Origin of the sequence: Streptomyces vastus (assembly GCF_039532825.1) — a bacterium.
Taxonomy (GTDB): domain Bacteria; phylum Actinomycetota; class Actinomycetes; order Streptomycetales; family Streptomycetaceae; genus Streptomyces; species Streptomyces vastus.
This window is the reverse complement of the sequence record NZ_BAAASJ010000113.1, coordinates 72,972-95,071: the sequence shown is the minus strand read 5'-3', so window position 1 is coordinate 95,071 and position 22,100 is coordinate 72,972. Positions and strand designations below refer to the sequence as shown.

Annotated in this window: 22 protein-coding genes; 11 read left to right on the top strand and 11 right to left on the bottom strand. The window is 69.0% G+C overall.

What is annotated here, in order from left to right; all coding sequences use genetic code 11:
* Positions 1-157 precede the first annotated feature (157 nt).
* Together ABD357_RS35230 and ABD357_RS35225 are read right to left on the bottom strand one after the other, a co-directional pair.
* Positions 158-1,798, bottom strand: a complete 1,641-nt coding sequence (locus ABD357_RS35230; RefSeq protein WP_344395312.1) for a glycoside hydrolase family 13 protein — start codon at positions 1,796-1,798, stop codon at positions 158-160.
* A 198-nt stretch (positions 1,799-1,996) separates the two neighbouring features.
* Positions 1,997-4,141, bottom strand: a complete 2,145-nt coding sequence (locus ABD357_RS35225) for a glycogen debranching N-terminal domain-containing protein (RefSeq protein WP_344395311.1) — start codon at positions 4,139-4,141, stop codon at positions 1,997-1,999.
* A gap of 127 nt (positions 4,142-4,268) precedes the next feature.
* Here ABD357_RS35225 and ABD357_RS35220 point away from each other — a divergent pair, with 127 nt between their 5' ends.
* From ABD357_RS35220 to ABD357_RS35195, 6 genes are all read left to right on the top strand, one after another.
* A complete protein-coding gene (locus ABD357_RS35220) occupies positions 4,269-5,321 on the top strand; it encodes a LacI family DNA-binding transcriptional regulator (protein ID WP_344395310.1) in 1,053 nt (350 codons plus the stop codon).
* A 120-nt stretch (positions 5,322-5,441) separates the two neighbouring features.
* Positions 5,442-6,791 carry an ABC transporter substrate-binding protein gene (locus ABD357_RS35215; RefSeq protein ID WP_344395309.1) on the top strand — a complete coding sequence of 450 codons (1,350 nt, stop codon included), beginning with the start codon at positions 5,442-5,444 and terminating at the stop codon, positions 6,789-6,791.
* A gap of 11 nt (positions 6,792-6,802) precedes the next feature.
* Positions 6,803-7,867 carry a carbohydrate ABC transporter permease gene (locus ABD357_RS35210; protein ID WP_344395308.1) on the top strand — a complete coding sequence of 355 codons (1,065 nt, stop codon included), beginning with the start codon at positions 6,803-6,805 and terminating at the stop codon, positions 7,865-7,867.
* Complete coding sequence (locus tag ABD357_RS35205; protein ID WP_344395307.1) at positions 7,864-8,697, top strand: carbohydrate ABC transporter permease; 834 nt, start codon at positions 7,864-7,866, stop codon at positions 8,695-8,697. Before ABD357_RS35210 ends, ABD357_RS35205 begins: the two co-directional genes overlap by 4 nt.
* 269 nt (positions 8,698-8,966) lie before the next feature.
* Complete coding sequence (locus ABD357_RS35200) at positions 8,967-11,375, top strand: glucosidase family protein (RefSeq protein ID WP_344395306.1); 2,409 nt, start codon at positions 8,967-8,969, stop codon at positions 11,373-11,375.
* Between the two features lie 834 nt (positions 11,376-12,209).
* Positions 12,210-13,013: a hypothetical protein gene (locus tag ABD357_RS35195; RefSeq protein WP_344395305.1), complete on the top strand. Its 804-nt coding sequence runs from the start codon at positions 12,210-12,212 to the stop codon at positions 13,011-13,013.
* Between the two features lie 460 nt (positions 13,014-13,473).
* Here ABD357_RS35195 and ABD357_RS35190 read toward each other — a convergent pair whose 3' ends face one another.
* The 4 genes from ABD357_RS35190 to ABD357_RS35175 all read right to left on the bottom strand — a co-directional run bounded on the left by ABD357_RS35190 (position 13,474) and on the right by ABD357_RS35175 (position 14,948).
* Positions 13,474-13,767: a hypothetical protein gene (locus ABD357_RS35190; RefSeq protein WP_344395304.1), complete on the bottom strand. Its 294-nt coding sequence runs from the start codon at positions 13,765-13,767 to the stop codon at positions 13,474-13,476.
* Positions 13,767-14,390, bottom strand: coding sequence for a hypothetical protein (locus tag ABD357_RS35185; RefSeq protein ID WP_344395303.1), 624 nt, complete (start codon positions 14,388-14,390; stop codon positions 13,767-13,769). The genes ABD357_RS35190 and ABD357_RS35185 overlap by 1 nt, the downstream gene beginning before the upstream one ends.
* Before the next feature lie 129 nt (positions 14,391-14,519).
* Entirely contained in the window at positions 14,520-14,690 is a 171-nt protein-coding gene (locus ABD357_RS35180) for a CsbD family protein (RefSeq protein WP_344395302.1), read from the bottom strand.
* 93 nt (positions 14,691-14,783) lie between these two features.
* Positions 14,784-14,948 carry a hydrophobic protein gene (locus tag ABD357_RS35175; RefSeq protein WP_344395301.1) on the bottom strand — a complete coding sequence of 55 codons (165 nt, stop codon included), beginning with the start codon at positions 14,946-14,948 and terminating at the stop codon, positions 14,784-14,786.
* Between the two features lie 716 nt (positions 14,949-15,664).
* Here ABD357_RS35175 and ABD357_RS35170 point away from each other — a divergent pair.
* From ABD357_RS35170 to ABD357_RS35155, 4 genes are all read left to right on the top strand, one after another.
* Entirely contained in the window at positions 15,665-15,943 is a 279-nt protein-coding gene (locus ABD357_RS35170; protein WP_344395300.1) for a hypothetical protein, read from the top strand.
* An 83-nt stretch (positions 15,944-16,026) separates the two neighbouring features.
* A complete protein-coding gene (locus ABD357_RS35165; protein WP_344395299.1) occupies positions 16,027-16,386 on the top strand; it encodes an ANTAR domain-containing protein in 360 nt (119 codons plus the stop codon).
* A gap of 41 nt (positions 16,387-16,427) precedes the next feature.
* Positions 16,428-16,784: a PRC-barrel domain-containing protein gene (locus ABD357_RS35160; protein WP_151483375.1), complete on the top strand. Its 357-nt coding sequence runs from the start codon at positions 16,428-16,430 to the stop codon at positions 16,782-16,784.
* Positions 16,785-16,848: 64 nt separating this feature from the next.
* Entirely contained in the window at positions 16,849-17,208 is a 360-nt protein-coding gene (locus ABD357_RS35155) for an ANTAR domain-containing protein (protein ID WP_344395297.1), read from the top strand.
* A 148-nt stretch (positions 17,209-17,356) separates the two neighbouring features.
* On the opposite strand, the gene ABD357_RS35150 is transcribed toward ABD357_RS35155, so the two are convergent.
* Both ABD357_RS35150 and ABD357_RS35145 read right to left on the bottom strand, forming a co-directional pair.
* Positions 17,357-17,584 carry a SpoIIE family protein phosphatase gene (locus ABD357_RS35150; RefSeq protein ID WP_344395296.1) on the bottom strand — a complete coding sequence of 76 codons (228 nt, stop codon included), beginning with the start codon at positions 17,582-17,584 and terminating at the stop codon, positions 17,357-17,359.
* Between the two features lie 28 nt (positions 17,585-17,612).
* Positions 17,613-18,212 carry a hypothetical protein gene (locus ABD357_RS35145; RefSeq protein WP_246568944.1) on the bottom strand — a complete coding sequence of 200 codons (600 nt, stop codon included), beginning with the start codon at positions 18,210-18,212 and terminating at the stop codon, positions 17,613-17,615.
* 475 nt (positions 18,213-18,687) lie between these two features.
* Here ABD357_RS35145 and ABD357_RS35140 point away from each other — a divergent pair, with 475 nt between their 5' ends.
* Positions 18,688-19,509, top strand: coding sequence for a SigB/SigF/SigG family RNA polymerase sigma factor (locus ABD357_RS35140; RefSeq protein WP_344395295.1), 822 nt, complete (start codon positions 18,688-18,690; stop codon positions 19,507-19,509).
* 384 nt (positions 19,510-19,893) lie between these two features.
* On the opposite strand, the gene ABD357_RS35135 is transcribed toward ABD357_RS35140, so the two are convergent.
* The 3 genes from ABD357_RS35135 to ABD357_RS35125 all read right to left on the bottom strand — a co-directional run bounded on the left by ABD357_RS35135 (position 19,894) and on the right by ABD357_RS35125 (position 22,088).
* Positions 19,894-20,610, bottom strand: coding sequence for an ANTAR domain-containing protein (locus tag ABD357_RS35135; protein ID WP_344395294.1), 717 nt, complete (start codon positions 20,608-20,610; stop codon positions 19,894-19,896).
* A 78-nt stretch (positions 20,611-20,688) separates the two neighbouring features.
* Complete coding sequence (locus ABD357_RS35130) at positions 20,689-21,450, bottom strand: GAF and ANTAR domain-containing protein (RefSeq protein ID WP_344395293.1); 762 nt, start codon at positions 21,448-21,450, stop codon at positions 20,689-20,691.
* The gene (locus ABD357_RS35125; protein ID WP_344395292.1) at positions 21,447-22,088 is read right to left on the bottom strand and encodes a hypothetical protein; all 642 of its coding nucleotides are present in this window, start codon (positions 22,086-22,088) and stop codon (positions 21,447-21,449) included. Before ABD357_RS35125 ends, ABD357_RS35130 begins: the two co-directional genes overlap by 4 nt.
* Positions 22,089-22,100 lie beyond the last annotated feature (12 nt).

The following is a 22,100-nucleotide window of genomic DNA, read 5'->3' as shown; positions in this document are numbered from 1 at the left end:
GTGACGTTCGCGCTCGGTGGCGTCCCGACCGCATGTCAGTGCAATGTTTGACCAGGGCCTGTCCGGCCAGCGGGGTGGACACCGGACAGGCCCTGGCCGCTTCAGGGGGGTGGGTTACGGGGCATACGTCAGCCGGACCCTCCCTCGTGACCGGCTGCTATACCGCGAGCCAGACGGCGTGGTCGGGTGCCAGCAGGCCGCCTTCGACAGGTCCGCTGGACAGCAGCACCGAGGTGTGGTCGGGCAGCGGACACGGCTCGGCCGAGAGGTTGACCACGCAGGCGAAGCCTTGGCCGCGGCTGAAGGCGAGGACTCCGGTGGGAGCGTCCAGCCAGGTGAGGCTGCCGTCGCCGAGGGCGGGGTGTTCGCGGCGCAGGTGGAGGGCGCTGCGGTACAGCTCCAGCATCGACGTCTCGTCGCCGGTCTGTGCCTCCACGCTGCGCTCGCCCCAGTCGGCGGGCTGCGGGAGCCAGGGAGCAGCGGAGGTGCCGTCGGGGCTGAAGCCGAACGGTGCGGCCGGCCCGGACCAGGGGATGGGGACCCGGCAGCCGTCGCGTCCGCGGTCGGTGTGTCCGGAGCGTTCCCAGATGGGGTCCTGCAGTGCTGTCTCCGGCAGGTCCTCGACCTCCGGCAGGCCGAGTTCCTCGCCCTGGTAGATGTAGGCGCCGCCGGGCAGGGCTAGCATCAGCAGGGCGGCCGAGCGGGCGCGTCGGGTGCCCAGTTCCAGGTCGAGGGGGCCTTCGGGGCGGTAGGGCTCGTTGGCCACCCATCGCTTGGTGGTCTTGCGGCCGTAGCGGCTGGGGTGGCGTACGACATCGTGGTTGGAGAGCACCCAGGTGGCCGGTGCGCCCACCGCGCCGAGCATGGCGAGCGAGTCGTCGATGACCGCGCGCAAGTCCTTCGGGTCCCAACTGGCCATGAGGAAGTCGAAGTTGAAGGCGGTGTGCAGGCCGTCCTGGCGAACGTAGGCGGCAAGCCGCTCGGGGGAATCCGCCCATGCCTCGGCGACGAAGGTCCGGTCGCCGGGGAACTCGTCGGCCACCTTGCGCCAGGCGCGGAAGATGTCGTGGACCTCGTCGCGGTCCCAGTGCGGGTGCTCGACATGCTGCCGAGGTCCCTCGTCCTCAGGGTCTCGCCGGGGTGGCAGGTCGGGCAGTTCGGGGTGCTTGACGAGTCCGTGGGCGACGTCGATGCGGAAGCCGTCGACGCCCCGGCTGAACCAGAACCGCAGGACCGACTCGAACTCCGCGCGTACCTCGGGATGTTGCCAGTTGAGGTCGGGCTGCTCGGGGGCGAACAGGTGCAGGTACCACTCGCCGTCGGGCAGCCGGGTCCAGGCCGGTCCGCCGAAGACGGAGAGCCAGTCGTTGGGGGGCTCGGTGCCGTCGGGCCCGCGGCCGGGCCGGAAGATGTAGCGGTCCCGCTCGGGGGTCCCGGTTCCGGCGGCGAGTGCGGCCTGGAACCATGCGTGCTGGTCGGAGGTGTGGTTGGGCACGATGTCGGGGATGACGCGGATTCCGTGCCGGTGCGCCTCCTCGATGAGCTGCTCGGCCTCGGCCAGGGTGCCGAACAGGGGGTCGATCGCGCGGTAGTCGGCAACGTCGTAACCGTGGTCGGCCATCGGCGACTTGTACCACGGGTTGATCCAGATGGCGTCGACGCCGAGGGACTTGAGGTAGGGCAGGCGGGAGCGGATGCCGGCGATGTCGCCGACGCCGTCATCGTTTCCGTCGGCGAAGCTGCGGATGTAGACCTGGTAGATGACGGCGCTGCGCCACCACGGTGCGGTGTTGGACATGCTGCTGCGTTACTCCTTGGACGACGGGGGAGGGCGGCGGGGCGCCCGGCAGTGGGACGAAGTGCCGTTGGAATCGGAAGATGAGGAAGACGATGCTCACCGGCGGCAGGAAGACGACGGCTCCGGGGAGCATGGTCTGGAAGCGGATGAGGTCCTGCCGTTGTCGGCCGGCCTTGCGGTGGAGGAGCTACCTGCGGATCACGTTCGTCTCCCTTCGTCACCGGTGAGCACCGTCAGCCCTTCCGGCGCCGTCACAGTCGCTGTGCCGTCATTCGTGACGGTGACGTCCAGCGGGCCGGCGGCGACCTGGAGTCCCCTCACCGTGAGGGGTCCGTACTCGTGGGCGAAGGCGGGCGCAACCGTCACCGTGCCCCCGGGCACGTCCGCGTCGAGGCCCAGGGCGGATCGGAGCACGAGGACGGACGCTGCCGCCGCCCACGCCTGTGGTCGGCAGGAGGCGGGGTAGGGGGCGAGCCGCGGGCCCGCCTGACTGCCGTGACCTGCGAAGAGTTCGGGCAGCCGGGCGTCGAAGCCGGAGGAGGCGGTGAGCAGGCCCGTCGCCAGCGACGCCGCCGGCCGGGGGAAACCGGCCTGGACGAGCCCGTGCACGGCGATCGCGGTGTCGTGCGGCCAGACGGAACCGGTGTGGTAGCCGTAGGGGTTGAAGCCCACCGACTCGCTGCTCAGCGTGCGCAGTCCGTGGCCGGAGTCGAGGTCCGGCGCGCTCAGCCGGGCCGCCAGCAGGGCGCTCTCCTCACCGTTCAGCAGACCCGTGCCGAGCAGGTGACCGAAGCCGGAGGTCACCGAGTCCACGGGCTGGCCGTCACGGTCCAGGGCGACCGCCGGGTAGGGGCCTTGGGCGTCCTCCACCCAGAACCGCTTCCGGAAGCGGTCGGCCAGCCGCTCGGCCCATTCCTCCCATGCGTCGGCTCCCGGGCGGCCGAACGCCCGCAGCAGTGCCGCGCCGCCCCGTGCCGCCTCGTACGCGTACGCCTGCACCTCGCACAGCGCGATCGGCGGGGCGGCGCGGCGGCCGTCGCGGTGGAGGATGGCGTCATCGGAGTCCTTCCAGCCCTGGTTGGCCAGGCCCCGGCCGGTCTGGTCGAGGTACTTGAGGAAGCCGTCGCCGCCCGCCTCGCCATGGTCCCGCATCCAGGAAAGCGCCGACTCGGCGTGCGGCAGCAGCTGTTCGACCTCCTGGGGGTCCAGACCCCAGCGCCACGCGTCGTGCAACAAGGTGATCCACAGCGGGGTGGCGTCCACCGTGCCGTAGTAGACCGGCGGCAGCGCGAACATGTCGGTGAACTCCACGGCGGTGCGCCGCACTTCGTGCAATATCTTGCCCGGCTGTTCCTCGGCGGCCTGGTCCACGACCCTCCCCTGGCGGCGGGCGAGCGTGCGCAGGGTGCCGGCGGCCAGGTCCGTGCCCAGCGGCAGCAGCATGCGGGCCGCCCAGATCGCGTCGCGGCCGAAGAGGGTCAGGAACCAGGGGGCGCCCGCGGCCAGGAATTGGTCGGCGCGCCCTCCCTCATCGTCGGCGGAGGGCGCGTCTGTCAGGCGCAGCCGTTCCAGGTCGGCGACCGACTGCTCCAGCCAGCGGTCGAACCGCCGGTCCGCGCTGCGCAGTACGGGAGCACGCCAGGGCACTTGGTCCGCGGGCGCGGCCGGGAACTGGTCGCCGTCGGCGTGCGCGGCCGTGCAGACCACCAGCGCGCTCCACGACCGGCCGGGGGCAAGCTCGACGTCGTACGACAGCCGCCCGGTCGCCGCGTCCAGCGCGTCCGGCGCCGGTGTACTGAGCAGGCGTACCGCGAATCCGTCGCAGGACCAGGCCAGTTGACCGTCCACCGCTTCGGCGGGCACCTCGTCCGGGACGGCGCCTGACCGCACCCGCTCCATCCGCGCCAGGTCGGTGGCCGCCTCGACCGAGAGCCGGAAGCGGACGTGCCGCGTGCCGGCGTTGCTGATCTCGACGGTTTCCTCCAGGCGGCTGGAGGAAACGGCACGGCGCCGGCGCAGGGCGACCACCGGGTCCGCCGTCACCTCGCCGAGGCCCCGCAGGACCGCCCGGAAGTCTGCCCCGTCGGCGCCCGAGAGCCCTCCGGAGACCGGCACGAGCGCGATGCCCTCGGCAGCGACGATCAGCCGGGTCAGGGCCCTGCTGTCACCGTGGTAGAAGCCGTCCGCGCCGCCGTCGAGCTGCCCGTCCGCTTGCGAGATCACAAAGCTCGGCGCGCACAGCGTGACGACGGCGTCGTGCAGGAACGGCGGCGGGCCCTCCCCGACAGAACGGATGGCCGTGACCGAGTCGTTGATGTCCTGGGTCTTGACAGTAGCGTCCAAAAGAGCGGAACCTCTCAGCCATTAGATCGTTCCAACGACACTAACGGCGAGTTAACAGCGCTGACAATCCCTATTGGAGCGATCAAATAAAGCAGCTACGGCCTGATCAATCCTCACGGAGACCGCGATGCCTCGCTCCACCAGCAGTTCCTCGGCCAAGGGCGGCCCTGTAACCCTGTCCATGGTCGCCACCCGGGCCGGAGTCTCCCCGCAGACCGTCTCCAACGCGCTCAACTCGCCGGACCTGCTGCGCCCGGAGACCCTGGAGCGAGTCCGCCGCGCGATCGACGAGATGGGCTACCGCCCCAGCCGCGCCGCCCAGACGCTGCGCACCCGCTCGAGCAAGCTCATCGGCTACGGCATGCGGCCCTCCCCGCCCGGCACCACCTTCCCGGTCATGGATCGCTTTCTGCACGCCCTGTCCGAGGCCGCGGACGAGACCGGCTACCGCATCGTGCTGTTCGCCGAACCTGCCGGCGACGCGAGCCTCAAGGGCTACGAGGAACTGCTCGGCCAGCACAATGTCGACGCTTTCGTCATCAGTGACACGGCCGAGCGCAACGACCCGCGCCAGGCGTGGCTGGCCAAGCGGGACGTGCCGTTCGTGGCCTTCGGCCGGATGTGGTCGAAGCGGCAGATCGGCGACTGGGTCGACGTGGACGGAGCCTGCGGCACGGACGCGGCGGTGGAGCATCTGATCGCCCTCGGGCACCGCAGGATCGCGTTCCTCGGCTGGCGGCGCGGCTCGGGCATCGGTGACGACCGCGCCGAAGGCTGGCAGCGGGCCATGCGGCGGCACGGGCTGCCGACGCGTGGCCGACGAGTGGAGAGCGCCGACGACGTCGACGCGGCGCGTGCGGCCGTCAAACCGCTGCTGGACGCGGGGGCCACCGCCGTGGTGGCGGCCAGCGACACGGTGGCGCTGGGCTGCTACTACGCCCTGCGCGAGCGCGGGGCCACTCCGGGCCGGGACGTCGCCGTGGTCGGCTTCGACGACTCGCCGATCGCCGCCATCCTCTCTCCCGGCCTGACGACGCTCGCGCAGCCACTGGAGGAGATCGGCCGGGAATGCGTCCGGCTCCTGCTGGCGCGGATCGCCGCCCCGGCCGCACCGCCCGAGCGAATCCTGCTGGACCCCTCCCTCGTCGTCCGCGACAGCGCGCCCACTCCGGACGCCTGAGCACCCGTTCCCTGGCCCCTTCCGTACTTCTCCCTCTTCCTCCCCCACATACGGGCCCGCGCTTGGCGCCGCCCGAACCGAGCCGCACATACCGCCCCCGAAGGATCCACGGAGGAATTCATGGTCACCCGTACGTCCAACGCTGCCCTCTTCGCCGCACAACCAGGAGAGACAGCGCACCACCGGACCACCAGAGTGCTTCAGTGCTCGGCCGCGCTCGTCGCCGCCGGGCTCGTCCTCACCGCCTGCGGCTCGTCCGACGGCGACGGCTCCGGCCAGACCGGGACCACGTCGTTCGAAGGCCGCGGCCCGATCACGTACGTGGCCGGCAAGGACACCAGCGGCACCGTCCAGCCGGTGCTCGATCGCTGGAACAAACTGCACCCGAAGGAGAAGGTCACCTTCATCGAGCTGCCGACGGATGCGGATGCGCAGCGCCAGCAGATGATCCAGAACGCGGAGACGAAGTCGGACGCCTACACGGTGCTCTCCCTGGACGTCGTGTGGACCTCGGAGTTCGCCGCCCACCAGTGGATCGACAAGGTGCCGGAGAAGCAGTTCCCGCTGGACAAGATGCTCAAGCCGGTGGTGGAGACGGGCAAGTACCGCGGCGGCCTGTACACGGTCCCGGCCGGTTCGGACGGCGGCCTGCTGTACTACCGCACCGATCTGCTGAAGAAGGCCGGTGTCAGCGAGCCGCCGACCACGTGGGCGCAGATGAAGGCCGACTGCGCGAAGGTAAAGAAGCTGCCCGAGGCCAAGGGCGTGTCGTGCTACGCCGGGCAGTTCCAGAAGTACGAGGGCCTGAACGTGAACTTCTCCGAGGCCGTGAACTCCGCGGGCGGCACCGTCACCGACGCCAACGGCAAGCCCGACGTCGACACGGCCGCGGCGAAGAAGGGCCTGGACTTCCTCGTCGACTCGGTCAAGGACGGCACGATCCCCAAGGAGGCCCTCACCTACCAGGAGGAGGAAAGCCGCCAGGCGTTCCAGGACGGGAAGCTGGTCTTCCTGCGCAACTGGCCGTACGTGTACTCCCTGGCCGAGAAGAGCAAGGTCGCGGGCAAGTTCGCGGTCGCGCCGCTGCCCGGCCTGAACGGGCCCGGCTCCTCCAGTCTCGGCGGTCACAACCTGGCCCTGTCGTCCTTCGCCAAGAACAAGGCCACGGCCCTGGACTTCATGAAGTTCTACACCAGCGAGGAGAGCGCGAGCACGTTCCTCAAGGACGCCTCCCTCGCCCCGCCGTACGCGGCCCTGTACGACGACGCGGCGCTGACCAAGCAGTACCCGTACCTGCCCGTCCTCAAGGAGTCCATCCAGCGTGCCGTGCCGCGTCCGCGGGTCGTGCAGTACGGCGATGTGACGGCAGCGATCCAGCGCGAGGCGTACGCCGCTGTGACCGGCACCAAGAGCAGCACGCAGGCGCTCAAGGACCTGCAGGAGGAACTCCAGAAGTCCACGGAGCAGTGAGGAACCGGACCATGGTCGACACCGAAACCGGGCCCGGAACCGCCGCGAACCGGCCCGACGAAACGACCGGCCCCCGCACCGGGCGGCGCCCCGCCCCGCCGAACCGCCGACGCGGCGGACCCCGGGCGACCGCGGGCTCGGGCCGGATGGCGGCGTTGCTGGTCTCCCCGACGCTGCTGGTACTGACGGTCGTCGTGCTGTACCCGACGATCATGGCGCTGAAGGAGTCGCTGTACGGGCCCAAGGGCCTGGACCCGGCAACCGGTTTCATCAGCAACACTGAGCCGTTCGTGGGGCTGCAGAACTACGCCGACATCTTCGGCGAGGCCGGAGAGCGGTTCTGGAACGCCTTTTGGAACACCACGTTCTTCACCGTCGTCACCGTGACCCTGGAGACGGTGATCGGTGTGGCCATGGCGCTGATCATGCACAGAGCGTTCCAGGGCCGGGCCCTGGTGCGGGTGAGCATCCTCATCCCCTGGGCGGTGCCCACCGCCATCTCCGCCCTTCTGTGGCGGTGGATCTTCAACAGCAACGGCATCGCCAACACCCTCATCGGGCACAAGGTCCTGTGGACCACCGAGGGCTTCCACGCCAAGGTCGCGGTCATCATCGCCGAGGTGTGGAAGACCGCCCCCTTCATCGGACTGCTGGTCCTGGCCGGCCTGCAGGTGATCGGCAAGGAGGTGTACGAGGCGGCCCGGATCGACGGGGCGAGCGCGCCACGCCAGTTCTGGCACATCACCCTGCCCCTGGTGAAACCCGCGCTGCTGGTGGCGGTGCTGTTCCGCTGCATGGACGCGCTGCGGATGTTCGACCTGCCCTACGTCCTCATCGGCGCGCAGAAGACCTCCGTGGAAACTCTGTCGATGCTCGCGCAGAACGAGGCGTCCAACGTCCGCTTCGGACCGGCCGCCGCCTACTCGGTGATCCTCTTCCTCTACGTCTTCCTCATCGCGCTGGGCTTCGTCCGGCTGCTGGGTGCCGATGTCGTCGGCGACAGCAGCTCCCCGGGCAAGGGCGGAAGTAAACGCCGGTGGTTCGCGGGAGCGCGCCGGGCGGAGGTGGCGTCATGACGATCTCGGCGAAATGGCGTACCTGGCTGCTGTACGCGGGGGTCGCCGCCGTGGTGGCCTACTGCCTGGCCCCGTTCTACTGGATGCTCGTCTCCAGCCTGCGGCGCAGCTCCGACATCTTCGACACCTCGCTGCTGCCCTCCCCGGTGACCTTCGCGAATTACCGGTCGGTGTTCGACCCGTCCCAGGGCTTCGGCCGCGCGCTGCTCAACAGCCTGATCGTCGCCGGTGTCACCACCGTCCTGGCGCTGCTGCTGGCCACGTTCACCGCGTACGCGATGGCAAGGCTGGAGTTCCGCTTCAAACGGCTGGTGCTCACGCTGATCATCGCCACCTCGATGTTCCCGGTGGTGTCGATCGTGGTCCCGCTGCTGAAGCTGTTCACCGACATCGGCTGGATCAACACCTACCAGGCCATGATCGTGCCGAGCATGTCCTTCACCCTGCCCCTGGCCGTGTGGAACCTGACCACGTTCTTCCGGCAGATGCCGGACGAGCTGGAGCATGCCGCCATGGTCGACGGCTGCACCCGCGGCCAGGCGTTCCGCAAGGTCATCATCCCGCTCGCCGCCCCGGGCATCTTCACCACCGCGATCATCGTCTTCATCGCCGCCTGGAACGAGTTCCTCATCGCCCTGTCGATGACCAACAAGCCCGACATCCAGACCGCACCGGTCGCCATCTCCAAGTTCACCGGCGCCACCACGTACGAGATCCCGTTCGGCAGCCAGATGGCAGCGGGCGTCCTCGTCACCATCCCGCTGGTGGTCATGGTGCTGGTCTTCCAGCGCCGCATCGTCGCCGGACTCACCGCCGGCGCGGCGAAGTAGCCCCGGCGCCCCACCGTCCCCTTCCCTCCACCCAACAGACAGAGGAGGAGCCGCAGCATGCCCTTTGTCAGTACCTCAGTGTGTCCAGCGGCCGGCGTGACCGTCATCCAACCCGGAGGTGTCCAGTGAGAGTCAGTGTGGTCACGGCAACGGCGGCGGCACTCATATCCGCTCTGCTGCCAGTGACGTCGGCATCGGGCTCGACGTCCGCATCAACATCGACGTCCGCATCAACATCGGCATCGGCATCGGCGGGCGGTCCCGCGGAGTTGTCCGAGACCTCCCGGCTGGAGGACCGCCGGTCGCTGGTGTCCGGGGACCGGGCCTACGCGATGGGCGACGAAACCGGCCTGTACCCGGCGACCGGCTGGCACATCCGGGGCGAGATGGGCGGCTTCTGGACCGCCCCGCTCAAGCTCCTGGACGGTGTCTGGTTCGCGGCCGACGGATCATGGCTCGGCAAGGACATCCCAGCCACCAAGTACGTCCGGGGCCAGGGATACCAGCGGTTCGAGTACCGGGGCAAAGGGCTCTCGGCGGACCGCGTCGAATACACCCCCGAGGGCACCCGCGCGACCGTCATCGGACTGACGTTCCGCTCCGAGCGGTCCCGCGACGTACGGCTCGCCCTGGACGCCCACTCCGAGCTGATGCCGGCGTACCCATGGGGCTGGACCACGCCCGGCGCCGCCACCAACGACCCGGACACCGGCTCCGTCAGCGGCGGTGCGCTGATGTTCCGCGACAAGTCCGGCACCGCGGTCGTCGGGTCGTCCGCCAAGCCCGTGGCGCAGGCCCTCGGCCCGGACCACCGGGGACCACAGGATCCCGCCGTGGTCTGCCCGGCCGACGGTACGGCCCCGGCCCGCTGCGACGATTCGGCCTTCGGCAAGGGCACCGGCGGCCAACTGGAGTACGACCTGCGTCTGAAGGCGGGGCGCTCCACGACGGTCTGGTTCGCCGTCGCCGGTTCGGACCAGAGCGCCAAGGACGCCCGAGCCTCGTACGACCAGGCCCTGCGCGACCCGGCCGCCGGGCTCAAGCAGACCGTGTCCGCCCGGCGCGCCGCCGCGTCGTCCACGGTGGTGGACCTGCCGGGTGACCGCCTGCTCCAGCAGAGCGTCGAGTGGAGCAAGCAGAACCTCCTCGACTCCGCCCAGGAGGCCACGGACGTCAAGATCCGGGACGTCGACGAGGGCAGGGCCTATCCCGCGGCCCTGGGAACCGTGCCGAAGATGCGCTGGCTCGCCGCGGGCTTCCCGGACTACCCGTGGCTGTTCGGCACGGATGGCGAGTACACCGCGTACGCGGCCATCGCCGCAGGCCAGTTCGACATCGTGCGCGACCACTTGAGGGCCCTGCGCGATGTCAGCGACCTGATGAACAAGCGCAGCGGCAAGGTCGTGCACGAGGTGGTGTCCACCGGGGACGTCTACTACGGAAGCAACACCTCGGCGGGCAACACCGACGAGACGGCCAAGTTCCCCAGCACGGTTGCCCTGGTCTGGCGCTGGACCGGCGACAACCGATTCCGCGACGAGATGTACGACTTCACCGTCCGCAACCTCCGCTACATCACGAAGAACCTCGACAAGGACGGGGACGGCTGGCCGGAGGGCCTGGGCAACGTCGAACGCCAGGGCATGGGCGAGGAGAAACTCGAGAACACGGTCTACCTGATCCGGGGCCTGCGCGACCTGGCCGACATGGCCCGCAGCAAGAAGGACAGCGCCACGGCCAAGTGGGCCACCGGCACGGCAGACTCCCTGCAGAAGCGGTTCGAAGCACAGTGGTGGGTCCCGGAAGCCGCCGGGTACGCCGAATCCATCGACGACCCCGCCGACCCGGCCAACGACAACACCCCCGTGTTGCAGCGCCATTGGACCGGCATCACGCCGATGGAGGCCGGCCCGATCGCGTCCCCCGAGCACGGTAAGCAGGCCCTGATCCAACGCGAACGCGACTGCTACAACGGCGAGTTCGGTACGTACCACACCGGCACCGGACCGACGAGCGTCGCGTCGGGCAACCCCGGCCCCTCGTGCGACACCGTTGTGTCCGCGGTGGGCAGTGAGCGGTCGACCTTCTCGCTGAACACAGCCGTGATGGCGGTGGCCGAGGGCAACTTCGGCCGACTGGGCCCCCAGCGCCGCTACACCACCGGCAACGCCCGCATCCAGCTCGACCCGGCGGTGTGGGAGACCCCCGGCGCCATGCCCGAGATCGCCCCCTCCCCGGACTTCAAGGCCAACATCGACCGCCCGTTCTACGACAGGTCGATGACGCTCCAGGCGTGGGGCACCTACGGCATCCTCTGGCCGGTGGTGCACCAGCAGCTCGGCGTGAACCCCGACCTGGGCAACAAGACCCTCGCAGTGGTCCCGCAGGTGCCCGACGGCCAGCGCAAAATCAGCGGCCAGAAGATCCAGCTCGGCGCGGGCTCGGTGGACGTCACCGCCACCCACGACGGCGCCAGTTACCGTACGGATGTCCGATCCCGTTCCCTGAGCGGAACACTGGTCGTCGGTGCCGTACTCCCCAAGGGCTCGAAGGTGGCCGATGTACGGCTCAACGGCAACCCGGCCTCCTACCGCTTGGTCACGACAACCAGAGGCATCGAGGTGCGGGTGACTGCATCCATGACGTCCGCTCAACTGGAGATCCGCACACAGGCCTAGGCTAGAAGGCTGATGAAGATCTTGGGTCCTGGCCTGCGATAACGGCCACAGAAGCTCCGCCCCGAGCGCCGGGGCGGAGCCTCTGCGCGTTGGAAGGGGAATCCGCTGCGCCAGGGTTCGACAGCGTCGGCTGAGCTGGAGCGACGTCCGGGATTCCGTATTGGGCAGGCTCTCAAGGAGCGACAGGGACCATAGAGGGACCGCAAGGACAGGAACCAACCGACAAGGACCGCGCAAGGCCGACACAAGTGCACACGCCTGACCTGCAAGAACGGCGTGAATCGGCACTGATCGGCAAGGGCCGACAAGATCCTGAATGGACTCATAATCCGTCGGCCGTGGGTTCGAGTCCCACCCGCCCCACCTCAGCAGTGCCCTGACCTGCGGAAACGTTCATTTTCGGGTGCCGGACCGTCAACTTTGCCTGAACGGACTGAATCCGCTGCTCGTGGGTTTAGAGTCCGGCGGCGGTCGGGGGAGCTCCAACCCCTCTGACCTGCGGCTGAGTAGATGATCTAGGGTGTCGCTCGCGGTCTGGGCGACTGCCTAGGGGGCCGATGTCAAGACCCAGGGGCCGTACAGGGGCCGGGGCGGCGCGGGCGTGTCCGGGCCGGCGGTGTCTCCGGGGCGATTCGTTGTCCATGGCGTTGGGCCAGTGCGTATCGGCCATCCTCGTCCGGTGCGCACAGCTCCATTCACGCAGGAGGGCGCTGCCACGCGACCGCGAATCGCTCCCCTGACCTCCATCAAACCTCCCGTCAACCCCGCCGTGAGCGGGACAAGTCCGGCCATCACGCTGTGACTGTCGGGCTCCAGAACCATCAAGGGATATTGATGGAGAATCTCAGAGAAGAAGAGGAAGGGGCGCCCAAGCGCAAGGTGCTCGACCTGACTGTTGTGCAGGTAGTGGCGAGCGCACTCGCGACTGTGGTGGGCGCGGTGCTGGCGTCCCTGCTGGGGGTGACCGGGACGATCATCGGCGCCGCCGTGGTCAGTACCAGCGCGACCACCGGCGCAGCGGTCTTCCAACACGCTTTCCGACGGACGGGCGAGGGGATCCGTGGCCGGGTGCCGCCCGTAGGAGTGCCGAGGACCCCGGGCGAGGAGCGGGCGGAACACCGCGCGGGCGCCCGGGCGGCGTTCGGTCTACCGGCGGACGCTTCGGCTGCCGACGCGATACCGTCCTTTGCGCCCTCCGAAGGTGAGACGGTCACCACCTATCGGGGTGGCTCCGTCCGGAGGTCCATCGGCTGGAAGAAGTACGCCCTGGCCACGGGCCTGGTGTTCGCCCTGGCGATGGTCACGGTGACCGCAGTCGAGCTGATCATGGGCAAGCCGGTAGCGGCCGTGGTCAAGAATGAGCCTGGCAGGGGAACCTCGGTGGGCGGTGGCGCGGCCGGTACCCCCAGTCCCGCCGACAGCCGCACACCTACCCCGGGTACGTCCAGTGGCGCGGCGCCGCAGACGAGCATTTATGCCTCGCCGGATGAGAGCGCGGCGCCGGACACCAGTTCTCGTCCCAGCTCCAGCCCCAGTTCCAGTTCCAGTTCCAGTTCCAGTTCCAAGGCTTCGGTGTCGTCCGCGCCGTCCAGCGGCGGCGCCGTGAGCAGTTCCGACGCCACCGCTGATGAGCAGTGACAAGCCGGTCCGGGCCTCGGTGGGCGGCCTCGTCGGCGAGTAGAGCGCGGGAAGGCCCAGTCTGATATGCGCGACCCTGGTCAGCCACCAGGAGTCGTCCTGCCACTCGTGTGGTCAGGTGGCATTGCGGAGTCGGCGGTGCTTGGCTCCCGGACGCCGTTTTCTGCCGGAGGGATTGATGCTCGCCGCCACGGGCGGTGTGCCTCCGGCTCCCGATTCCAGAACACTGCCGTCGTTGTCCGACCGGTGCGGTGTACACCGCACCGGTCGGACAACGACGGCAGTGGTTTCTGCGGGGAGGACAGCGTCACTGACTGGCAGGCGCTGACGTGTGCAGCAGACTTTCGGTGATCTCCCGGTAGTGCCTCAGCACGAGCCGTAGTTCCTCTGTCTGTGTTTCGGTCTCCGGGTCCTGCCAGCTTGCGCGGGAGGACACGACGCCGTTCTGCGAGGGCGTCCGTCAGGTGGGTGGCGAGTTCGTCGAAGGTGCTGTCGGCCTCTTCCGCCGCTTGGCGCGGCTGCCGGCGAAGTTGCTGAGGGCCTGTTGGAGGCGCAGGGTGAGCTTGTCCCGTTTGCGTTGCGGGAGCAGCTTCGAGCCCAGCCGGCGATCGGCGCCGTCGGCGCTGGTGCCGGGCTCACGCGGTGTGTGAGCAGAGTCGGTGGAGTCGGTGGGAGGTGTCTGCGGGGCGCGCTGCATCGCGGGAACCGGGCTCCCGGCCTGGGGCTGCCGTGCGTGTTCGGCGTTGTGCGACATCAGGTGCTGCTTCCCTTCGCGTGGCGTCGGGTCGGTGGCCACGGCGCGTGTCCTTGGCTGTCGGGGGTCTGCGGGCGGCGCCGGTCCGGGGCAGCCGGTTGTTCGAAGACCAGTGCCTCGAAGAGGCTTCGGGCTTCGACCATGGCTTCCCGCATCTCCTCGGTGCCGCTCTGGTCGTGGGCGGCTGTGTGCATGCTGCGATAACCCTGGACGAAGTAGGCGTGGCGGACGGAGAGGGCAGCCAACTGCTCATCGAACTGCTCGCCGTCAGGGAAACCGCGGTCCTTTGCCAGGCGCGCCAGCAGCGCATCCGCCTCGGTGATGGCCCTCTGCGGTGATTCGACGAACTGCTCTTGGACGGCGGCCCATTCAGTCACGTAGTGCTCGCGGGCCTCGGGCGACAGCGGCTGCTCCCTGAGGGAGCCGTGCCGCTTCACGCGCTCACTGAGTTCCCGCTCGGCCGCCCTGATGTCGCCGTTATGGCGGGCGACGGCACGGTCGTACTCGGGGCCGAAGAGCCTCTTCAGCCCGCGTCCGCCGCTGCCCCGGGCCCTTCCGCGTCCGAGGTAGAGGAGGGTGGCCATGCCAATGACGATCATGGCGGTGATCACGACGGTGAACATGGCTGCCTTCTTTGGCTCTTGGTTCGCAGATAGGTCTGCATCATTGCCGTCAATTCCTGTCGGCTCATTGAGCGTTGAGGCCTGCCGGGTGGTGTCCACGTGACGTGGCCACCACCCGGGCGTTTGTGGTCAGCGCCTGAAGGCGTGCTTGGCCTTGGAGCCGGCCTGCTTCAGGTTTCCGGATACCCGGTCGGTCCTGCCTTGCCGCTGCAGTCGCCTGTTGCGGGTGGTCCGGACGCGTTCGGTAATCCGACCCTTGAATGCCTGGGTCTTGTGCTTGATCGTCTGTCCGACGCCCATGGTCGGCCTCCTACGGGTCTGCTGAGTGGGGCCCCGCGCGTGATCGTCGTACCGGCCGCCATTCCCGTGGGCGGGATCGGGCCCCGGTGTGGATTACCGGCGGCCGTACCGACGCCTGGCTCCGCCGCGCCCGCGCCTCGTGAAGCCGACGATCCAGACGACCAGCAGTACGGCAGCGACCCACCAAAGGGTCTGCATGGTGAAGCCGAACCCGAACACCACGAGGATCAGCAGGAGGAGAAGAATCCAAAGAAACATGGCCGAGCCTCCACGTGGTCACAGGGACAGTTCCTGCGTTCCGCGGGGTCAGGGCGAAGCGGAAGGTGGAAGGCCTCGCCCGGAGAATTCCGGAGCGGTGTAGCCCCACGCCTGCGGTCAGTCAACGCCTGGCAACCTCCCTTGTCAACGTAGCGTCGACACGGAGGAGTTCTGGGAACTGGGCAGGGGCCGCTGGGGCAAGCGGAGCCTCGACGGGGGATTCAGCCGGTTCGGCCGGCGGCGACGGCAGGACATGGTCCTCCCACCAGGACAGGCCCAGCACGGTGGCGAGCAGGACGAAGGGAGCCGAAACTGGAACGATCAGCGCGTACATGTGTACCGCCTGTCGTGGGATGCGTGCGACGCGACGGGCAGCAGATCGTTGCCCGCTTGAGGCACATCGGGGCCGCGCCGGGATCACAAGACGATGGGCGCGTGCGGGAACAGCCACGCTCGTGATGCGGCGGGTTCCGGCACCGATGCGCAGGGTGCGCCCCTGGGGAGCGCGATGGCGGTGCGACGCTGCCGGGGACCGGGGCGGCACGACGCAAGCTAGCCCTCCCCGCATTTCCCGGATAGGTGTCAAGCAGCCATCCGTGCCGGACAGGACGCACGGGTGTCGCGCCGTATCCGGAATCTTCGGGCAGGACTACGCTGTGGGGTGAGGCCCCAGTCCCCGGTATCGATGCTGTGTCCAGCTCCCGGGGAGGCACGCTGTGTTCGTCCTGCTACTCGTCCTCATCATGGTCTTGTTCGGTTTCGGCTTCCTCGATCCCATCTGGTGGGTGGCCGCGGCGGTGTTGGTCTTCGGGGCCACCCGCTACGGCCGCGATCGTGGCGGGGGCCGGGGCCGTAGTAGCAGGTCCGATCTCGGGAACTACCGGGACTATCAGGAGCGCCGGGATCGTCAGGACCGCTGGGACCGCCGCTACAGCCGTCTGCACCGAGCGCGCTGGAGGCGCGAGGACCGGCAGGACCGCGAACACCGCAGGTGACCCGTGAAGTGACCCAGCAGCCAGGGAGTCCGGAACGGCTTCAGCCAGGCCGGACACGTCGAGAGCCCGGAGAGGTACATGCCATGCAACGCACAAGTGTGATCCAAGAGGAGTGGTGGGATCTGAAGGCCGAGGTCTCGTGGGGGAACGCGCCGGTCGGGCAGGCTGGTGTCGCGCTGCTCGCCGAGAACGATCAGCTGCGGCGGGCACTGTCCGGCCGTGTGGTGATCGACCAGGCCTGCGGCATGGTGATGGCCCTGACCCCGTGCCGCCGTGGGGCGGCCAGGAACCTGCTGGTGGATGTCTCACGGCAGTGCGATCTCAAACTCCGGGAAGTGGCGGCGGCTCTGGTCGCCACCTCGGAGGGTGAGCCGCTCCCGGGGCAGATCCATCGGGCGCTGCGTCGTGCGCTGCGGCGGCTTCATACGGCAGACCTGCGATGAGGTTCATGCCGACCAGGCAAGTCCTTCGGTAGGGAGAGGTCATGATTCACGCAGCTGATGTCCGGGAATGGCGCGATCTCGACGTCGTCGATACCGAGTCCCACAAGATCGGTGTCCTCGAAGCGGTCTATGTGGACACCACCACCGATGAGCCGGCCATGGCCACCGTACGAACTGGACTGCCCACCCGGCACCGGCTGGTATTCGTCCCCTTGGAGGACGCGATCGCCGGGCCGGGCTATCTCAAGGTCGCCTATGTCAAAACGCTGGTGAAGCAGGCCCCTTCGATCGGCACCGACGACGTGCTGCCCGCCGACCAGGAGGAGGCGATCTTCAAGCACTACGGCCTGCCCTACAAGCCCGGTGCAGCCGGTGAGAGGCAACTGGCGCGTCGCTGACCGCCCCTGGGCACGACAACTGTGTTGTGAGGACTGTGTTGTGAGAACTGCTGAGGTACGCACCATGCACCAGGTGACCGCGCCCCGTGAAGAACGGCCGCTGCTGACGGCTGTTGCTTCGGCAGGCGATGCGGCTTTGCTGACCGAGGTCGTCGAACTGCGTGCCAAGAACGAGCAGTTGGGGCGGGCGCTGGCGACCCGTGCGGTGATCGACCAGGCGCGCGGCATGGTGATGGTCCTGGCGCCGTGTTCCAGCGCGAGGGCATGGGATCTGCTGGTGGGCGTGTCGCAGCACTGCAATATCAAGCTCCGGGATGTGGCTGCGGCTCTGGTCGCCACGACGAAGGACGAGACGCTCCCGGAAGAGATGCAGCGGGAGCTTCGCCAGGCGCTGCGGCGCCTTCATGCGGCGGACCGGGGGTGACGGAGTGCCCTCCAGCGGACGGCACCGGGAGCTGTGAGCTCAACTCTCCGGTGCCTTCGTCCGGGCCGGCCGTCGGACGCCCCTCCTGTGTAGCCCACCTCGGGGATCTCAAACACCGGCCCGTCGGCTTACCGCCCGTTCGGTCTGGTCAAGTGCAGAAACGGCTGCCGTCGGACGATGCCGACAGCAGAGCGGAGTTCAGCGCCCGCAGTACGGCACACGGGTCGCGCTCCAACAGGGCGGTGGAGCGCAGGGTGTAGCGGATCAGCGAGGTGAGAGCGGCGGCGGGTGCGCCCCTGCCGCTGACGACGCACCGCCGCGATCCGCCGCGCCTCCTGTTCCGGCGACAGATCCACGCGCTCCTCCACGCTTCCACACGCGCCGCGTCCGGCCGGCGCGGACGGCTATTCGGGCCGTTGGGTCTGGTCGTTGTGGGCGAGGCCGTCCGGATGTTCCGCCGTGCGCTCGCCAAGAGGAAGAACGAGTACGCGTAAGGCCGTTGGGCCGGGAAGTCGGTGGATCTGCCCCGCCTCCTGCCAGCCCCAGTTCTTGAAGGCGGCACAGGCTGAACGGTCGGACTGATCCACCAAGGTGACGCCGAGCGAAGCCTGGTGGTCGGCGAGCAGACGCTCCTGGAGTCGGCGGGCGAGCCCGTGGGCGTGCTTGTGCGGATGGACGAGGGTTTCGAGGATTGCGAAGACATGTCCGGACGCGGTCAGTTGCTCAAGGTTCTGCGGCATCGGTCCGTCGAACCCCTGCCACCAGGAGCCGTCGCGCGGCACGGGGAATCCGAAGACACACCCGGCCAGGGACCGCGCCTCGGCGACCAGCATGTCGAATCCCGGCAGCTGTACGTCGTTTGCCAGGCGGTGCAGGAACTTCTGCCGGTCGTGGAACTCCTCACCGGGAGCGGCTGCGGAAGACTCCACGTACAGATCCGCCAGGTCCTCCCGCAGGCCCTCGGCCTGCCAGCGGTTCAGCCGGCGCAGACGCACCGTGTCCATCGCGGACGGCTCAGAGCCTTCGAGTTCGTGTGGTTGCCGCGGAGCGGGCATGACGCGCCTCGGTTCAGGGGGGCCGGAAGATGTGCGGGACTGCCATCGTGGCCGATGGGCGGTGCGGCGCCTGGGTCTGGGACGTCTGTTCAGCAGCATAGCCCCGGATCGGCGCCGCGCCGGGGCCCGTTGGGGGCACGGGGTCACTGTGGCGCCGGCAGATGGACAGGTGAGTGCGCTGACCAGCTTGTCGAGGACAGGGTGGGACGCGGCGACGAGCCAGGGTACGGGCGAAGGGACGCCTGTCGTCGGTAGCCGCAGTTGTGTCACGGAGAGCTGTTTGAAAGCGGACTGTCCGGGAACCCGCCTGGTGTGCTTCAGACCGGAGGCACGCCCGTGGGAGCAGCTTTCGCTGCTCCCCTGTGCGCTGCGGTCTGCCGGCTCCCACGGTGAGTGACGCCACCAATAAGGGAGACACGTGCCCATGCCGGACCAACGCACGCAGAGCCCACGAAGCGCATACCCCTACGACGACGCGCCGGACACCGACGCCGCGTTCCGCCGCATCGCCGCCCTGCCGGGCGGCCCGGAGAAGTCCGCGCTGCGGCAGGACGTGGTGTGCGCCTGGATGCCGATGGCCGTACGGCTCGCCCGGCGCTTCCGCCATCGTGGTGAGACCTTCGAGGACCTCAAGCAGGTCGCCCAACTGGGCCTGGTCAAGGCGGTAGCCCGCTTCGACCCCAGTCGCGGAACCGCCTTCCCGAGTTTTGCCATACCGACGATCCTCGGCGAGGTGAAGCGGCACTTCCGTGACGAACTGTGGGTCGTTCATGTGCCGCGGCGCGTACAGGAGCTGCGCCGTCGGGTCCGCTCCGCCGACCATGAGTTGTGCTCTTCGCTGGGAGGCCGCATCCCCGCAGCCCACGAGATCGCCGCACACGCCGGCCTGACCGAGGCCGAGGTACGGCTGGGTCAGGGGGCGCTGGAGAGCTTCACCGCCCGGTCCTTGGACTCCGTGCCCGGCCACTCCGAGGACAGCCACCCCCTGACCGACACCCTCGGTGGCATGGAGCCTGGCTTCGACCGGGTCGTCAACCGTGAGGCGCTCCGCCCCCTGCTGCAGGCACTGCCCGAACGCGAACGGCAGATCCTGTACATGAGGTTCTTCTGCGAGATGACGCAGGCCCGCATCGGCCTACAGCTCGGTGTCTCCCAGATGCACGTCTCCCGTCTGATCACCCGCACCTGTGCCCGCCTGCACGACCAGGTGATGGCCGACCCCCGTGTTCCGAGGAGGACCGCGTGACGATGTCCCGGGTGCACGGGCGGCGCCCGCGAACGGCCCTGTTCCGCTTCGCCTGTATCTGCTCTAGGCTTCACGCGGGGAAGACGGGACTGCGACCGTGTCAGGTACCAGCAGGTCTTCCCATCCAGGCTCCCAGCCCCCGAGTCGGAAACCAGGCCCGGCCGGAGCCGCATCGCCGCAGTGAGCGGCTCCAGCCTCCGTCCTCCCGGCATTTCCAGACGGGGTGTTCTCACCAGTCCCGCCGCCGCGGAGGACAGCGCGCGAGGAAACGGTGGAGGGGGGCCTCCCATCCTCGCGCCACGTACGGCCGCCGCCGCACTGCGGCGGCGGCCGTACGGACCGTGAATCCCGGCGCGGGGGCGGCGGTCGGTGGCACGGAGTGGGTCAGGACCCCAGTCCGGGGAGGCGTTCGGAGTCGTCGATGAAGGCGCGGGCCACGTCGGCCAAGCGCCGGTTGTGGGCGCGGGCGTAGCCGCGCAGAGCGGTGAAGGCCTGTTCCATGTCGATGCCCTGGCGTTCGGCGAGTTTCCCCTTGGCCTGCTCGATCAGTACCCGGCTGTTCAATGCCGTCTGCAGCTGTTCGTTGAGCACCGTGCTGCGGTGGGTGGTGCGTTGTTGCAGGAGGCTGATGGTGGCGACGTCGGCCAGGGCCTGGGCGATGAGGGTGGCGGCCGGGTCGAAGGGGCCGGGGGCGGCACGGAAAAGGTTCAGGGCGCCCACGGTCTCGTCCCGCAAACGCATCGGCAGGGCCTGGACTGCCCCGAAACCGCTGTGGTGGGCCACCGTGACGAAGCGCGGCCAGCGATCGACCTCCCGGGTCAGGTCGGGGACGATCACCTGTGTGCCGGTGCGGAAGCACTCGAGGCAGGGGCCTTCGTCGTTCTGGAGCTGGAAGAGCTCCAGCAGGCGTACCTGTTCGTCGGAGGCGGCCATCACGCGGAGTTCGCCGTCGCGGTCCGCGAGCAGCACCCCGGCCGCACCTGCGCCGAGCATGCCCACGCAGCGGTCGGTGAGCAGGCGCAGGAAGTCGATCAGGTCGAAGTCGGCGACCAGGTTGTCCGCCAGCTCGACGAAAGTCTTGGCCAGGAGCTGCTGATTCATCGTGTCACCCTCGATTGAGACTAGTCCCGCCGGGAAGGGGCGGGAAGTGCAGCACGTTCATCGGATGGCACCGGTGCCTCAGGTTTCCTCGTCGGTCCGTCTCGGTTCCGTGTCCGGGGAGAAGCGAAGCCGGTGGGCTACGACGTCGGCGGCCACCTCGGCGAGTCGGCGTCCCTGCGTATAGGCGTAGGCGCGGAGCCGGACGAAGGCTTCGTCGATGCCGACGCCGAGTTGGACGGTGAGGATGCCGGTGGCCTGGTCGATCTCCTGCCGGTATCCGCCCAGGTCCTCGAAGCTGCGGTCCGGCAACGGTCCGCCGGTCGGCGAGCCTGTCTCGTCGATCCTTGTATCGAGCAGGAGCAGCGTCGCGAGATCGGCGAAGGCCAGCGCGTCGGCCAACTCCTCCGCGTCCAGCACGGTCGGCACGTCGGCGTACAGGTCCAGGACTCCCGGGCTGATCGCCCCTATCTGCAGGGGAAACGCGAACACCGCGCGCGCTCCGGCTTCCAGGGCCGCATCGGCGAACACGGTCCAGTGGTCCTGCAGGTCACCGGTGAGCAGATTGGGTGTCAGGATGGCCGAGCCGTGCAGGAAGGCGTCCACGCAGGGCCCCTCACCCAGTGTGAGCTGGAGCTCCTCCAGTCGTTCACTGATGGCGTCGGTGCTGCACAGCGGATGGCTCGGCGCGGTCCGGGACATCGCCGACAGCCCGGCCCCGCCGACCGGGAGCGCGGCCACGGCCGCGGTGCACACGTCCACCACGCCGACCCGGGCGCCGCGTCGGGCCGCCTGCTCGGCGACCAGCGCCTGGATACGGGCCGACCGGCGGTGGGACCTCACCCGGGCCACCGCGTCCAGGCATCGTGCGCAAGCCCCTCCAGCCTCACGGCGGTTAGTTCCCCGACGGGAAGGACCAGTACCCGCAGCACCGTGGCGCTGATTGGCCTCCAGATCTCTCCCAGGTCCAGCCATCCCCAGGAGCGGAGCGCAGTGAGCGTTGGGTGATCGGCCCGGTCCGCCAAGGTGGCACCGAGTGTCGCCTGCTGGTCGGTCAGCAGCCGCTCCTGCAACCGGCGGGCCACGTCCTGGTCCTGCGGGTGCGGGCGGACCAGGATGTCGGTGATCGCGAAGACGCTTCCTGACTCGGTGAGTTGCTCGATGCTGTGCGGCAATGCTCCGTCAAACCCTGGCCAATAGAAGCCGTCGCCGCGGATCGGGAATCCGAAGGCGCATCCCACCAGGCCGTCCGTCTCTGCGATCACCATGGCGAACCCCGGCCGACGGATGTCGGAGGCGAGACGGTTCAGAAAGTGCCGACGGCTGGGACGGCGGTACGCCTCACGGGGTGACGTCTCGCGGGAGTCCACGTACAGATCCGCCAGCTCCCCGCCCAGGCCCTGTGCCAGCCGGCGGTTCACCCGACGCAACCGCACCGCGTCCATGGTGGGCGACTCGCCGCCACGGAGCTTCGCGCTCACCCGACGACTGCC

Bases quoted from the DNA above. Each gene is read 5' to 3' on its own strand.
- ABD357_RS35230 (WP_344395312.1), bottom strand. From the start codon at position 1,798: ATGTCCAACACCGCACCGTGGTGGCGCAGCGCCGTCATCTACCAGGTC.
- ABD357_RS35220 (WP_344395310.1), top strand. From the start codon at position 4,269: ATGCCTCGCTCCACCAGCAGTTCCTCGGCCAAGGGCGGCCCTGTAACC.
- ABD357_RS35215 (WP_344395309.1), top strand. From the start codon at position 5,442: ATGGTCACCCGTACGTCCAACGCTGCCCTCTTCGCCGCACAACCAGGA.
- ABD357_RS35210 (WP_344395308.1), top strand. From the start codon at position 6,803: ATGGTCGACACCGAAACCGGGCCCGGAACCGCCGCGAACCGGCCCGAC.
- ABD357_RS35205 (WP_344395307.1), top strand. From the start codon at position 7,864: ATGACGATCTCGGCGAAATGGCGTACCTGGCTGCTGTACGCGGGGGTC.
- ABD357_RS35195 (WP_344395305.1), top strand. From the start codon at position 12,210: ATGGAGAATCTCAGAGAAGAAGAGGAAGGGGCGCCCAAGCGCAAGGTG.
- ABD357_RS35190 (WP_344395304.1), bottom strand. From the start codon at position 13,767: ATGTCGCACAACGCCGAACACGCACGGCAGCCCCAGGCCGGGAGCCCG.
- ABD357_RS35185 (WP_344395303.1), bottom strand. From the start codon at position 14,390: ATGTTCACCGTCGTGATCACCGCCATGATCGTCATTGGCATGGCCACC.
- ABD357_RS35180 (WP_344395302.1), bottom strand. From the start codon at position 14,690: ATGGGCGTCGGACAGACGATCAAGCACAAGACCCAGGCATTCAAGGGT.
- ABD357_RS35175 (WP_344395301.1), bottom strand. From the start codon at position 14,948: ATGTTTCTTTGGATTCTTCTCCTCCTGCTGATCCTCGTGGTGTTCGGG.
- ABD357_RS35165 (WP_344395299.1), top strand. From the start codon at position 16,027: ATGCAACGCACAAGTGTGATCCAAGAGGAGTGGTGGGATCTGAAGGCC.
- ABD357_RS35160 (WP_151483375.1), top strand. From the start codon at position 16,428: ATGATTCACGCAGCTGATGTCCGGGAATGGCGCGATCTCGACGTCGTC.
- ABD357_RS35155 (WP_344395297.1), top strand. From the start codon at position 16,849: ATGCACCAGGTGACCGCGCCCCGTGAAGAACGGCCGCTGCTGACGGCT.
- ABD357_RS35145 (WP_246568944.1), bottom strand. From the start codon at position 18,212: ATGGACACGGTGCGTCTGCGCCGGCTGAACCGCTGGCAGGCCGAGGGC.
- ABD357_RS35140 (WP_344395295.1), top strand. From the start codon at position 18,688: ATGCCGGACCAACGCACGCAGAGCCCACGAAGCGCATACCCCTACGAC.
- ABD357_RS35135 (WP_344395294.1), bottom strand. From the start codon at position 20,610: ATGAATCAGCAGCTCCTGGCCAAGACTTTCGTCGAGCTGGCGGACAAC.